This is a genomic window from Sporosarcina sp. SG10008 (assembly GCF_044569405.1).
Taxonomy (GTDB): domain Bacteria; phylum Bacillota; class Bacilli; order Bacillales_A; family Planococcaceae; genus Sporosarcina; species Sporosarcina psychrophila.
Genome location: NZ_CP172607.1, coordinates 2284653 through 2299201 on the forward strand (window position 1 = coordinate 2284653; position 14549 = coordinate 2299201).

13 protein-coding genes and 1 pseudogene are annotated in these 14549 nt (G+C 38.6%); 3 read left to right on the forward strand and 11 right to left on the reverse strand.

Going from position 1 to position 14549, the window contains the following annotated elements; genetic code table 11:
* Positions 1-15: 15 nt before the first annotated feature.
* The 4 genes and pseudogenes from ACGLYD_RS11070 to ACGLYD_RS11085 all read right to left on the reverse strand — a co-directional run.
* The gene (locus ACGLYD_RS11070) at positions 16-240 is read right to left on the reverse strand and encodes a hypothetical protein (protein WP_399632967.1); all 225 of its coding nucleotides are present in this window, start codon (positions 238-240) and stop codon (positions 16-18) included.
* Between the two features lie 6 nt (positions 241-246).
* Positions 247-1434, reverse strand: coding sequence for a Ger(x)C family spore germination protein (locus tag ACGLYD_RS11075; protein ID WP_399632970.1), 1188 nt, complete (start codon positions 1432-1434; stop codon positions 247-249).
* Between the two features lie 15 nt (positions 1435-1449).
* Positions 1450-3057 (reverse strand): spore germination protein, encoded by a 1608-nt coding sequence (locus tag ACGLYD_RS11080; RefSeq protein WP_399632971.1) that lies wholly within the window; start codon positions 3055-3057, stop codon positions 1450-1452.
* A gap of 231 nt (positions 3058-3288) precedes the next feature.
* Positions 3289-3429 (reverse strand): annotated as a pseudogene (locus ACGLYD_RS11085) (vitamin B12 dependent-methionine synthase activation domain-containing protein); the annotation flags it as partial.
* Positions 3430-4231: 802 nt separating this feature from the next.
* On the opposite strand from ACGLYD_RS11085, the gene ACGLYD_RS11090 reads away from it, so the two are divergent.
* Complete coding sequence (locus ACGLYD_RS11090) at positions 4232-4894, forward strand: ribonuclease H family protein (protein WP_399632974.1); 663 nt, start codon at positions 4232-4234, stop codon at positions 4892-4894.
* Positions 4895-4983: 89 nt separating this feature from the next.
* Here the strand turns inward: ACGLYD_RS11090 and ACGLYD_RS11095 are convergent, their stop codons facing one another.
* The 5 genes from ACGLYD_RS11095 to xylF all read right to left on the reverse strand — a co-directional run bounded on the left by ACGLYD_RS11095 (position 4984) and on the right by xylF (position 10034).
* Positions 4984-5430, reverse strand: coding sequence for a Gfo/Idh/MocA family oxidoreductase (locus tag ACGLYD_RS11095; protein ID WP_399633195.1), 447 nt, complete (start codon positions 5428-5430; stop codon positions 4984-4986).
* Positions 5421-5975, reverse strand: a complete 555-nt coding sequence (locus ACGLYD_RS11100; protein WP_399632977.1) for a Gfo/Idh/MocA family protein — start codon at positions 5973-5975, stop codon at positions 5421-5423. The genes ACGLYD_RS11095 and ACGLYD_RS11100 overlap by 10 nt, the downstream gene beginning before the upstream one ends.
* A gap of 203 nt (positions 5976-6178) precedes the next feature.
* Entirely contained in the window at positions 6179-7276 is a 1098-nt protein-coding gene (locus ACGLYD_RS11105) for a sugar ABC transporter permease (protein WP_338656823.1), read from the reverse strand.
* Between the two features lie 68 nt (positions 7277-7344).
* Entirely contained in the window at positions 7345-8865 is a 1521-nt protein-coding gene (locus tag ACGLYD_RS11110) for a xylose ABC transporter ATP-binding protein (RefSeq protein ID WP_399632980.1), read from the reverse strand.
* A gap of 71 nt (positions 8866-8936) precedes the next feature.
* Positions 8937-10034, reverse strand: a complete 1098-nt coding sequence (gene xylF / locus ACGLYD_RS11115; RefSeq protein WP_399632983.1) for a D-xylose ABC transporter substrate-binding protein — start codon at positions 10032-10034, stop codon at positions 8937-8939.
* Positions 10035-10447: 413 nt separating this feature from the next.
* Between xylF and ACGLYD_RS11120 the strand changes: the two genes are divergently transcribed.
* Both ACGLYD_RS11120 and cobT read left to right on the forward strand, forming a co-directional pair.
* Positions 10448-10945, forward strand: coding sequence for a hypothetical protein (locus ACGLYD_RS11120; RefSeq protein ID WP_187045226.1), 498 nt, complete (start codon positions 10448-10450; stop codon positions 10943-10945).
* 192 nt (positions 10946-11137) lie between these two features.
* Complete coding sequence (gene cobT / locus ACGLYD_RS11125) at positions 11138-12199, forward strand: nicotinate-nucleotide--dimethylbenzimidazole phosphoribosyltransferase (RefSeq protein WP_399632986.1); 1062 nt, start codon at positions 11138-11140, stop codon at positions 12197-12199.
* 256 nt (positions 12200-12455) lie between these two features.
* Here the strand turns inward: cobT and ACGLYD_RS11130 are convergent, their stop codons facing one another.
* A complete protein-coding gene (locus ACGLYD_RS11130; RefSeq protein WP_399632988.1) occupies positions 12456-12962 on the reverse strand; it encodes a GNAT family N-acetyltransferase in 507 nt (168 codons plus the stop codon).
* Positions 12963-13049: 87 nt separating this feature from the next.
* On the reverse strand, positions 13050-14498 hold the full coding sequence (locus ACGLYD_RS11135; RefSeq protein WP_399632991.1) for a DEAD/DEAH box helicase: 1449 nt from the start codon (positions 14496-14498) through the stop codon (positions 13050-13052).
* Between the last annotated feature and the right edge of the window lie 51 nt (positions 14499-14549).

The following is a 14549-nucleotide window of genomic DNA, read 5'->3' on the forward strand; positions in this document are numbered from 1 at the left end:
ACCTCTCTAATTCAACTAACGGAAGAGCGTTTCATTTATTGGTCTTAGAATGAAAGTTAGTAAGTCCATTGGATTTGGAATGGGTTTTCCTAATACTTGAGCAATCCCTAAACCTGTACCAATAGAAAGAAAGAGTAAAAAGACAACCAATTCTTTTTTATTTTTCTTTCGTAATAGGGATGGAACTTCAAATCGTACGATTGCAGCTACTATCAACAGGAGTCCAATATTTTTCAGCATGATTCTTTATTCCTCTAACTTTTGTAAGAATGAATTTCTTACTGTACCCGTATGACGTATTTTCATATCAACCTCAACGTTTACTGTTAATTCCGTAAACTTTTCATCCCACTGATCTTTAATTTTTGCCCATTTTTTCGGATTTGATCGATGAATGGCTTGTCCAAATCCAAAAATATCTGTTTTATATTGTTTTTGTACCGTTTCAATTGTCTGATGAATGATTTCCTTCAATTCTTTTTCATAACTTTTTTCTAACGCATCTATTGATTTTGTTTCTGTCAGATCGATGTGACATTCCACAGCTCCCACATCCCCCTCTACCTCGATAGTTACATTTACTTCCGGTTTCCCTTTGTTAATCTTTCCTTTCATTTCAGATTTTGAATGAATTACCTCAATTGAAACTTTCCCTTTCTCGGGGCAAGGAATTGATGCTACTGTCGATTTAACGGAGTCGATAATATAGTTATATCCCTTACTTTCACTTTCATTTAACCATCCCACTAGTTTATCTTTCCTAAATACCGCCAAATAATCATATTGAATTTGGGCAGCAGGCGTAATTGACTCCACATTCTGCTTGCTTGAACCTACTTCCTGATTTCCAAACACCTGAATACCCGTTAAAACTGCATCCTTTCCATCAGTTATCAAATCGCCTAACAGCTCATCTAATGTAACCCCTTTCGTCACAGCCCAGTTTTCCTCAGACGTTTTAAGCGTATTAAACATTTTATTTGCAGGTATGCTTTCAATCGGTGTTGTAACATTCAGTATTTCTGCAGCAGTCTTATCCTTTGCAACAACAACATAGAAATCTGACCTTAGTTCCCAATCTCTTGATAGTAAATCCAATGACTCACCTACACCTGCTTTAGCTAATTCCTCGCCAATCACAAGCATTCGAAGATGACCGGGATATATCTTTCTGGGTGAGTCGATTGTCATTTTCCGAAAGGCTTCAAATATTGTTTCACCGGTAGCTTGGAATAAGGTTACTGTTGAACGACCAGAACTTTGTTTCATGGATACTTCCGACGGTACAACTACTTGAGCAGTTAATTGAAATTCTTCATCCACTTTATCAATTCCTAGCGCTAAAGTGATCGCAATCTCATTTAATTCCCTCCTGTCCCAACACCCCGTTAGGGTAAGGCTGAGAATTAGGAGCACGAAAATATGTTTTTTCATCGTTAAAGCTCCTTCTTACTCCTCATTTTCTGGTGGCTTTGGTTTTGCAGAAGCTGAATCTTGTTGCCTAACTATATTTTGTTGATTGATAAGACGAGGTCGGGTAAACATTTTCCATCTAGGCAGTCGAATAAATGTGTCCTTTTGATCGGAAATATTAAATGGACCCAATGGAGACATGTAGGGGATGCCAAAAGAACGAATACTACATAAATGCAGTACGAGGGCAATTAAACCCACCATAACTCCAAATAAACCGAACGAGGCAGCTAGTCCCATAAAACCAAAACGTAGTAATCTTACAGCTATCGCAATATCATAAGTTGGAGAAACAAAGCTCGCGATAGCAGTTATAGAAACAATGATTACCATTGCCGCAGAAATTGCACCTGCTTCGACTGCTGCCGTTCCTACGACGAATGCACCTACAATAGACATGGCAGGTCCAACCGAACGAGGCATCCTTACGCCTGCTTCACGTAAAATTTCAAAGGTCAATTCCATTAGCAATGCTTCAAAAAATGCGGGAAATGGAACACCTTCTCGTTGGGCTGTCAGACTAATTAGCAGTGCAGGTGGCAGCATTGTCTGATGAAAAGTTGTGATTGCAATAAACAACGCCGGCGCCAGCAAAGAAATACCAAAAGAGCCAAAACGAAGGAGTCGAATAAAACTCGAAATATCCGCACGTTGATAATAGTCCTCAGAAGACTGGAAAAATTGAATGAACAACGCAGGAACAATAAGTACAAATGGCGTTCCATCTACCAAAATGGCTATTCTTCCTTCCAGTAGTGCTGCAGCTACTACATCTGGGCGTTCTGTATTGAAAATAGTGGGAAAAGGTGAATGAGGTGAATCCTCAATTAATTCTTCGATATATCCACTTTCTAGAATTCCATCAATTTCAATATTATCCAAACGCAAATGGACTTCTTTCACTATTTTTTCATCTGCAACACCGTTGATGTACATCAACGCAATATCCGTTTTCGTCCGTGTTCCAATTACCTTAGACTCCACCCAAAGATTAGGATCTTTAAGTTTCCGACGAACTAAGGCCGTATTTACACGTAAGTTTTCGGAAAATCCTTCGCGGGGTCCTCTCACTACCGTTTGGGCCACTGCTTCCGTTACCCCACGCTCAATCCAGTGCTTATTTGAAATGACTAACCCTTGTGCATAGCCATCAATTAGTATTATTGTATCGCCCGACAAAAGGCCGTTATAAAGTACTTCAAAAGTAGTGAAATCTTTAATTTCTCCTACTGTCATGGCGAAATCTTTTAATATGTTTATTATACTTTGCCCAGTTGACAACTTTTCCTGTAATTCAATATCTTTACTATCCAACATAAGTTTTTCTAAAATGTATTCTTGTAACGAAGTTGTATTAGTTAATCCATCAGTGTATATAATGCCCGCTTTAATGCATCCCTCTTTTCCAATTCGTATTTCTCGAAAGACAATATCCGTACTTTTCCCAAGTGTATCTTTTAAGATTTGTATATTTTCCTGAAGACTAACTTTCAGACCATCTTTTTTATTTGGATCCACCATTTGACTTTGTGAGGGAACAGCTTTATTTGATTCGTTTGTTTTTTTCTTTTTAAAAAACCGCATACTTTCTGTCCCTCACTTTCTATTATGAATACGATTATATTCTGCTAATAAAAATTACATTATTCGGCGGGTCAAGTCCCTTTTATAGTATTCAGCATGAGCTATTTCTCTTTTTTTCATACGTTTGTTATGTCGTAGTCCATAGGTATTCTTGTAAGCTTAAACTAACTCCGTTGTGATTTTAAACCCCTGCTTATCCATCAATACTTACTTTATTAGACAATAGACATTTCAGTTTCGCTGCAAAAAACACCTCGCATCTGGATGAGCGAATACCATCGCAGATACGCATACTTTGGATTCCATCAGCAATCCTTCTGTTAACTGCATGCCAATATCTTCAGGTCTTTTCAAATTAAATAACTTGGCTTGTTTCTAGTAAAATCAAGTCACTTTCGCTTGTATCTAAAAGTCATGTCTTACTTAATCAAACCTATTTTCACATGTGACAAGCAGCTTTTTCGTCGCAGGTCCAATTGCTCCAGCACAAAACTTGGCCACTGGTGTAATGATTTCTTCTGTATATTCCCCCACAAATTATACTCTCAGAAATTAATGTCATTACTTTGTCTCCAAGATGATAGTCATTCAACACAACTGGTTTTCCATCGAACGTAATCATTTAAATGAAATCGGAACCCAGTACTAAATAACCTCGATGAGTATTTTCAATAACCTCTCGATTGCTAGATTAAATTCATTGCCAAGTAAATTACACGTATATTCTACAGCATGCAAAATACGCTCCATGCTATTGCGTGAGCAATCGAAACACCTCAGTATTATTTCTGCAGATGAAATACTACATGGGATTAATTTCGCCTTCTTTGCCACTACTATATTTGCGATTAGTAGTCTATTTGCCGAGATTTTGTTGGCCATTTGAATACGAAGAAAATCAAGAAATGGTTATCGGTAAAAATCACCTTAAGAGTTTCCACGTGAGAGGAGCAAAATAAGTAATTCACATATCTCAATACACATTAAAAAAACCAGACATTGAGCTGCCTGGTTTTCTTGCTATGCTCATGCAATTGTAGTGTCCCGCTTAGGTACCTAATAAATTGGGTCGTTTCATAAATATAGCCTGAATTGGGTATACTCATATTGTATCTGCATTTTTGAGAGAGATAGAAGATGAATACATAGACTTACTGATACAGGAGGATTAGCGATGAATATACTAATCGAATGGATTTACAAATCTCCAAAAGGAGCAGAAACCGTCTTCCGCTCCGAGGAGATGCCGGCAGCACAAGCCATACTAGTTGCGGAAGACTTGGCACGGACCGGACGTACCAAAAATGTACTATTCATTGACCAGTTCGACAGCACGTGGACGGTCAAAGAGATGAAAGGTTATTTGAAAGGAATTGAAACCGAACCACATAACATCACGGTTTATTTCGACGGCGGCTTCGATCTTAAAACACGTAAATCAGGATTAGGCTGCGTCATCTATTATGAACAAAGCGGGAAATCGTATAGGTTACGGCAAAATGCACCTTCTGCCGAACTCTCATCGAATAACGAGGCAGAATATGCAGCACTCTACCTTGGCCTACAGGAGCTCGAGCATTTGAATGTCCATCATCTACCTGTCCGCTTCATCGGGGATTCACAGGTGGTCATCAACCAGCTGACCGGGGAATGGCCAGCGCTCGAAAATAATTTGTCCAACTGGGCAGACCGGATAGAAGATAAGCTGAAAGACCTCGGCATCCAACCAGAATACAAACTGGTACAGCGGAAATTAAATTCAGAAGCGGATCGGCTGGCAACACAAGCGCTGAATGGAGTCTCGATTACGGCCACGAGCGAAGTTACAGTGGATTAGTAATTGTGGATAATTAAGGTAAAATACATCTGTGCGACAAACAGTTATGATTGTCGCACAGCGTTTCTATAAGATTTCCAATAAATATGTTACTTCACTTCTACAAAGCTCCCTGTTCGAATTGATTGATAACAGGCCTCTATTACACGCATATTATTAATAGTAGATTGCCCAGTAATTACAGGACTCGTATTATTTAAAATAGCTGCGGAAAAGTGTTCAACTTCTAGTCGATAAATATCACCATATATTTTTTCTTCTCGGGTTATTCCACTTCCCTCTACAATAATAGAACCTATACCGCCACTCGTATCTGGACGAAAAGCCAATGGCACTTTAATAGTGCCTTTTGTCCCCACAATCTCATATTCATTTCTTTCAGTCATATCGAAGCTACAATCAAAAGTAGCAGTCAAGCCATTATCCAACTTTAAATATCCATAGGTGCTCATATCAACCCCTGATTTAGGATCAATTTCTGCAATAGCGTGTACTTCCACAGGTTCTGCACCTGATATATGGCGAATTACTTGGATAGAATAACAACCAACATCATATAGACTACCTCGCCCATATCCTTTTCCATTCTAATATCATAGTCACGGTTTTTTAAATTAAAGGAGTGGCTTGATTTTATTAGTTTAAGATTACCGATTTCTCCGGAAGCTATAATTTCTTTCACCCGCTCATGTTGTGGATGCAACTGGTACATAAACCCTTCCATGAACTTCACTTTTTGCTCACGACATACTTCAACCATTTCGGCAGCCTCAATAGATGTTAGAGCTGCTGGCTTCTCGCAAAGTATGTGTTTACCTTGCCTCGCTGCCTTATACACCCACTCCTTATGTAAGTGATTCGGAAGAGGAATATAAACTGCATCTATTTCAGGATCATTCAGAAGCTCCTCATAACTTTCGTATGCTTTAGGTATATTTAGTGCAGATGCAATTGCATGTACTTTACTCCCTCGACTTGAAATTGCAACTACTTCTGCATTCCTCGCACGAAACATAGCAGGAATCACCTGTGTTTGAGCGATATTTGCCGTACTTAAAACTCCCCAACGAATTTTATCCATCGTAACATTCTCCATTACCAAATCTCAAAGTCTCTTCAATAGTCTTACCTGCCACTTTTTCCGCGGAGTTATTATGTTTATATGCAAGTGAATTAGCAGATTTTCGTCCTTCATATTTGATTTGATTGATATTTTTGAAATAAATTATGGAAAACTCCTCCAGAAAATTTATATTTTAAAAACTATATCACTATGATACTTCCTTACTTTTTACTAGCAATATCAATCCAGACAGCAACAATTAAGATTAACCCCTTAACGATGTATTGCCAGAACGTTTCAATATTCATCATACTCATCCCATTATCGATACTGGCCATAATTAATGCACCAATAAGGGCACCAACGACTTTCCCTTTACCACCCATTAAACTCGTTCCACCAATAACACATGCCGCAATTGCGTCAAGCTCATACATATTACCCGCATTTACTGTAGCCGCATTTAGTCGGCTTGTTAAAATCACACCTGCAACTCCTGCTAGCGCGCCCATTGATATAAAAACCCATAATGTATTTCGCTTAATGTTTATACCCGAAAGGGCTGCTGCTTCTGGGTTTCCACCGATTGCATAAACGTATCTACCAAACGCAGTTTTATTAGAAATAAAGATAAAGATAGCCGCTAATAAAACAACAATTAATATTGGCGTCGGAATCCCATGGTAACGATTTAACATATATGTAGCTAATAAAATGAAAAACGAATAGACTCCAATCTTGCCATAATCTATTAACTGCGTTGGAAGTAACAAGCCCATATCTTTTCTTTTAGATCGATTTCGAACCGTCCAAAAATACAACATTCCAATACTAACTAACGCTAATAAATAGCCTAGACCAAATGGGAAATAACTATTACTAATATCCTTAAAACTATTACTCATCGGGGCTATCGTTTGCCCTTTGCTTAATCCAATAAGGATACCACGGAAAATAAGCATTCCACCTAGCGTAACGATAAATGCTGGAACCGCTCTGTACGCAACCCACCATCCCTGCCATGCTCCCAAAATTGCACCAACTACAATCGCGGCAACGACAACAGCAAAAGTATTCCAGTCGTACCAAACATGTAAAATCGCCGTAACACCACCGGTTAAACCTACTAAGGAACCGACAGATAAATCAATATGCCCCGCTACGATAATCAATGTCATTCCAATTGCTAAAACAGCAACTACAGACATTTGAGAGAATAAATTGGACAAATTACGTGAAGATAAAAATTCACCGCCAGTGAAAAAACCAAATATAACGGCAATTAACACCAGCGCAATAATAAGTGTGTACGCCTGCATATCCAGCTTAAAACTTAAACCTCTTTTTTCGTCAGTATCTGTATCAGTATCAGTAGTTGGTTGAGTGTTCACGATATCTTCCCTCCCGTTGCACAGGTCATAATTTTCTCTTGGGTTGCTTCTTCTCTTAAGAATTCCCCGGTAATTTCTCCTTCTGCCATCACAATAATTCTATCTGACATACCAAGCACTTCTGGTAGCTCAGATGAAATAATCACGATTCCAACCCCTTGATTTGCCAACTCATTTATAATTTTGTAAATTTCATACTTTGCCCCAACATCAATTCCTCTTGTCGGTTCATCCAAAATTAAAACTTTGGGATTAGTTAATAACCATTTACTAAGTACAACCTTTTGCTGATTTCCACCACTTAATTGACCTACTAACGCTTCTAAATTCGGGGCTTTCAGATTCATTTTATATGTAATATCCCCGGCACTCTTCACTTCTAAAGCATTATCGATGACCTTTATTTTCATCATTTTATTCAAAGCAGCAAGCGTTGTATTTTTAGTAATATCCATTCCTAAAACTAGACCATAACGCTTTCTATCTTCAGAAACATATGCAAGCCCGTTCTTAATAGCATCTGCTGGGCTTTTTATATTCGTTTCTTGACCATCAATCAAAACTGTGCCCGTTCGATTGCCTTTTAATCCTCCAAACAAGCTGATAAATAGTTCCGTTCTACCAGCACCCATTAACCCGGAAAATCCAAGAATTTCACCTTTTTTAAGAGTAAATGAAACATTGTTAATCACTTTTTTTCCCACGCTATTAGTAACAGAGTAGTCCTTTACGTCAACTATATTTTCACGGCTTATAACACGAACTTCATATGGAAAAAGCTCAGTTAATTCGCGTCCTACCATCTTCGTAATAATTTTTTCCTCAGATAGTTCTTCAATTGAATCTGTACTAACAGATTGCCCATCTCTTATTATCGTGACAGAATCCGCTAACGCCATCACCTCACCAAGCTTATGGGAAATATAGATGCAAGTAACTCCTTTTTTACGAAGGTCATTTAAAAGAGTCATTAAAATGTCGACGTCGCTTTCCGTTAATGCCGCTGTTGGCTCATCTAATATAAGAATATCCGTTTTTCGAGTCAATGCCTTCGCAATTTCAATAAGCTGTTGTTTTCCAACTGTTAATTCTCTTACTTTTGTTTGAGGATCGACATCCAATCCTATATGATCTAACCACTTTTGAGCTTCTGCATAAATTTTATTCCAGTCAATAATTTTCGCTCTCATTAAGTCATGACTTAAAAATAAGTTTTCTGCGACTGTCATTTCCTCTACAAGTGCTAGCTCTTGATAAATTATTGCAACACCTGCGTTTTGAGATTCTTTAATTGACTTAAATTGCACATTTTCACCATTGATTAGGATTTCTCCGTCATATGTTCCTTGTGGATAAACTCCACTTAATATTTTCATTAAGGTCGATTTTCCAGCACCATTTTCACCACATAAAGCATGTATTTCTCCTTTACGCACAGAAAATGTAACATTATCTAGAGCACGAACACCTGGAAACTCTTTTGTAATTGCCTTCATTTGAAGCGCATAATTTCCCATTACAGATTATCACCTCTTAATATAGGTAAATTTAAAGGGGGACTCACTCCCCCACTTTCAATAAAGTTAACTTATGGTCGTGCTGGACGCTCGCTCTCTGGAACGTTTTTATAAACTTCGTCATACGTATGGAAACCATCCTTGATCACTGTATCAATGATATTTTCCTTACCCACTTTAATTGGATCAAGCTTAATAAAGGGCACATCAATTTTGCCGTTATTTACAGTCGAATCTGATGAGATTTTTTCTCCTTTTGCCAGTTGCACTGCCACTTCTGCAGATTTAATCGCAATCGCTTTAATAGGTTTATAAACTGTCATTGTTTGAATTCCTTCTGCAATACGTTGTACGCCAGCTAGATCGGCATCTTGCCCTGAGATAACTACTTTTCCAGCCAATTCTTGAGCATCCAGCGCCTGAATTGCTCCACCGGCTGTATTATCATTAGAAGCAACAATTGCATCAATATCATTTTTGTTCGCTGTTAAAGCATTTTCCATTATTTTTAGTGCCTCACTTGCATCCCAGCCCTTGGCCCATTGATCGCCGATAATTTGAATGTCACCACTATCAACAAGTGGTTGAATAATATTCATTTGTCCTTCTCTGAACATTTTGGCATTATTATCTGTTGGAGATCCGCCCATTAGGAAGTAATTCCCCTTAGAAACTTTTTCCACCAGGTATTCAGCCTGCATTTCACCTACTCGTACGTTATCAAAAGAAACATAGGCATCGACATCTGACCCATTTACTAGACGATCATAGGCTAATACAGGAATCCCTTCACTTTTCGCTTTGTCAACAACGGGTGATAAAGCATCCGAGTTAATCGCGATGATGACTAATACATCAATTTCTTGTGATAACATATTTTGAATTTGTGACAATTGTTTTTCCTCATCACCATTTGCAGATTGAACGATTACTTCTGCACCAAGTTCTTCGGCTTTCTCAACGAAGAAATCACGGTCATGTTGCCAACGTTCTAACGTCAAATCGGATACTGAAAGACCAATTTTGAGTTTTGAATCGGACTTTTCCGTTTTGCCAGGCTTACTACTACTCTCATTTCCACTACCTGCATCTTGACCACAAGCCGCCAATAAAAGCAGCACCAATAAAATAGAAAAGATATAATGTAACCCCTTACATTTACCAACCATAAACAAATCCCCCTTTTTCTAAATTGTCTAATAATAGACTGTATTGAAATACTACCACCACGAACTTAGTTTGTCTATTAGGTAAACTAAGATTATTGTATAACTCACTACAAATACCTTTTCTGCTATCCCCACTCATTGGATTGCATGAGGTTCTTCTTATTTGATGATTTGTAAGTTAAGCAAAAGGTATAATACATTTTTAATATCGTGAGAGCCATATATGTATATTCCGGATTGAATTTCGAGCAAAAACAACCTCCCCATGGCCTGCTTCTATTGTTAATGAGTGCTCCAATTTTGATGAAAGTCATTATTCCCGGAAAATAAATTTCTGGAAATCGGGACAACTTGTAACACTTTCCAACAATTTTAATATATTAGTAATAGCTTATATAAAAGGAGGTGAAAAAATGCGTGATTATAGAAACGAAGACAAATGTAAGTATTACCATGAATACGGATGTGAAGACAAGCGAAAAGATAAATGCAAATGTGACGACAAACGTAAAGATAAATGCAAATGTGAAGATAAACATAAAGATGATCATAGGTTAAAACCTATGGTATTATCGACAGGTGTATTGAATACGGTTGTTGGCCAAACTGCAGCTCATATTGAAGTAGCTAACCTTGATCCAACTAGAACCTTTCAAGTAAGGGTACAAGTTATCAATTGGAATAGTGGTGGTCCAGAAGTCCTGCTCAATCAATTAGTGACTCTTTTACCGAATCAACACATCAACTTAAGTCAATTCGTTGAACCATTCCACTATGAAGTTAGAATCTTTCATCCTGGAAGTCCGAATGTTATTGCGAATACTTTTGCAATAAATGCAGGGACTTTCACTCTTCCTGGTTTAACCTTCAACCAAAAAGACCTTATGAAGTTAGATGTATCTTTCATTTAATTTCAAATTCCCCCAATAAATAACCCAGAAGCACCTCATGCTTCTGGGTTATTTTTCTATTACCTGTACATCTAAACATTCACAAGTGTTTCTTACACAGCATACTTCAAACTAGTATAATGGTTTACAAGACTGTTTTCACACGGTCCTATAGCCCCCTTACTAAAATCGAAAAGAGAGTTGGGACAAACAATGATGAATATAGACATACCTTTGTTGAATAAAGCAGCGGGAGAAAAAGCAACTTCTTACATAGCAACATTAACAAAACCTTTAGGTAGTTTGGGCAGGTTGGAAGAAATCGCAATTAGTCTGGCAGAAATGACAGGTAATTTGACTCTAGAGATTACACCACCAGGCATCATCGTATTTGCTGCCGATCATGGCATTGTAAAAGAAGGTGTATCCGCTTATCCACAGGAAGTGACGCTCCAAATGGTAGCAAATATTGTAAATGGCGGAGCCGCTATCAATGTATTTGGTAGACAAATCGGTGCAAAATTCAAAGTCGTCGACGTAGGTGTAGCGGGAGATGTAACAGAGGTGCAAGTTATTCATAAGAAAATTCGTCAGGGCACTGGAAGCTTCCTCACCGAATTAGCAATGACACGAGAAGAAGCAGAAAAAGCGGTACTCATCGGTTATGAAGAAGGGATTCAGATTATAGAAAGTGGGATCAAATGTCTGATTATCGGTGAAGTCGGTATCGGCAACACGACAGCAAGCAGCGCTGTTCTAGCATCGATTACTGGTGCAGACCCCGCTGCAATTGTCGGATTTGGGACTGGTATTTCCACTGAACAGCATAATCGAAAAGTTGCGGTTGTTCGTGATGCAATCAGCTTACATCAGCCAAAACCGACGGATGCCATTGATATCCTTTCGAAAGTGGGCGGACTTGAAATGGCGGCAATGGCTGGTGCAATGCTCGCCGCTGCAGAAAAGCGGGTACCCATTCTTATCGATGGTTTTATCTGTACGGTCTCCGCTTGTCTAGCTAAATTGATGGCTCCTACTGTAGTAGATTATATGATTTTATCGCATCAATCAGTTGAACCTGGACATACAACGGCAGTCAAACATTTGCAAAAAGAGCCGTTACTCCAACTAAATATGCGTCTCGGCGAAGGGACCGGTGCAGCCGTCGCTTTCCCGATTCTACAATCCGCAGTCAATATGATCAATGAGATGGCTACATTCGAAAATTCCGGTGTATCGGGCAAAGACGAGACAGAAGTGATAATGAATTCATAACAACTCAATATTCATAGAACAATTTTAAAACCTGACGCATAAGTGAATGGTGGTCAAAAAAATAGCAAAAACGCCAAGTTCACTTCGAACTTGGCGTTTTCATTAAATATATCTAGACATTCCCACAGTTATTCCCAACAAGTCAAGAAATGAAGAATACCCTTCTCCTGTAATTTTCGGATGCATATATGCACTGATCAATCATGTTCGTTTAGACTTTCAAGTTCATTTGAAAAATATGAAAGCATCCATGCAATTAACTTTCTATCCAAAAACGTCTAACCACCGTTCCATCTTCTTCAATAAAGCTCTTGTCTTCAATGCCGCCATTCTTCACTATCGTTTTTGCTGATCCAATATTGTTTTCATTACAAGTTACCAGTACCCGATCGATTCCGAGTTCACCGCATTTCTTCAATGCCTCTGCAAGAATCCATGTCGCATAGCCTTTCCTTCTTTCCGCAGGTCTCACACCATACCCGATATGCCCGCCGACATTATGTAAGTAGTCTGTCAGATCGTGCCTGATGTCGACCATCGCTAATACCCGGTCATTATTATCCACCAAAAAATAATTCGTACTAGGCACCCATTTTCCGTCTCCGCTTTCTCGGATTTGCAGTGCTTCTAAATACGTTTCATAGTCCTCATGACCAACTACATTAAAACTGCTCGGAGTTATCCGGGATTCATCCCACTCTTTCATGTAATCTTCATGCTCGTTTTTCCATTCAATGGATGGTCTTACTAATCGCATAGCCATTTCCCCATTCCCCGTTTTTATAAATTACCTGTTAAAGACTCAAAAACAAACAATTCATTCGCCGACTTAAATTTGCGGATTGCAGCTTCAAATGCTTTTAGCCTTGCTAACTTTTAATTTCTTTCCTTTGATTGTCGTTTCTTTCATTGCCTGCATAACTAATGAACCTTTGTCATTCAGAATATCAACATAAGTCAACTCATCCTGAATGGTAATAATACCGATATCATCTGCTGTTACTCCAGCTATCTTCGCAATCGTACCAACAAAGTCTACGGCTCGTAGCTTCTTCTTTTTTCCACCATTGAAATGGAGTTTCATGACATCCTTGTTTGATTGCTCATGTATAGTATTTCTGGATTTTTGACGACCACTGATTTTTTCATCGAAAGCATTTTTTCCAACAGCAACTTTCTTCTGCGTCGGCGCTTCCAAGACAGGTATCTCAAAGCCAATGTATGCTTCAATTGATTTAAGGAGTTTGCTGTCATTTGGAGTTGCAAACGTAATTGCTTTTCCTTTATTACCAGCACGACCGGTTCTGCCAGTTCGATGAACATAGCTCTCTTTTTCCACGGGAACGTCAAAGTTGATGACAAGTGTTATTTTAGTTACATCGATGCCTCTTGCGGCCACATCGGTCGCCACAAGATAACGAAAATTCCCCATTTTGAAGCCTTCCATAACCGCAAATCGGTCCTCCTGTACAATTCCACCATGAATCTTTTCACAAGAATAGTTAGACCTTTCCAATTCCGCAAAAACTGTGTCAACTTGCCCCTTAGTTCTGCAGAAGATAATACAGCTATCTGGGTTTTCAACAACAGTAATGTTTTTCAGCAATGCCATTTTCCCTGCTTCTTTCACTTCAATTACGCTATGTTCAATTGCACTCGTCGTGACTCCCGTAGAAGCGATTTGAATAGATATAGGTTTTTTCATATAGGTATGGCAAAGATTCTCAACCTTTTTAGGCAACGTAGCGGAAAATACCATCGTTACTCTAGTAAGCGGAAGTTTTTGTATGATAGCTTCTACTTGGGCAACAAAACCCATAGTCAACATTTCATCAGCTTCATCTATAATCAAGTATTTTATTTCATCTACACGAAACGTTCCTCTTTCAATATGGTCCATCACACGCCCAGGAGTACCGACGACTATATGTGTTTTTTGTTCCAACTCTTCCTCTTGTTTATTAAAGGATTCTTTGCCGTAAACCGCTAGGGCTTTAATTCTTTTAAAACGCCCAATAGCTGTTACATCCTCTTGAACTTGAACAGCAAGCTCTCGAGTCGGCGTAAGAATTAATGCCTGTGGATTTTCCTTCTCCCAATCAATCATTTCGCAAAGAGGGATACCAAAAGATGCCGTCTTGCCACTACCTGTTTGAGATTTCACGATGAGATCCTGATTTTCCAGTGCTCTCGGTATGACTTCACTTTGAACCTCCGTCGGCCTTTCAAATTTCAACAAGGCAAGTGCTCTTGTTATTTCATCGCTTAAATTATAATCCTCAAAACTTCTTTCACTCATATAAGTAACCTCATTTATTATTATTTGACCCCGTTTTTTTCTGATCAAGTG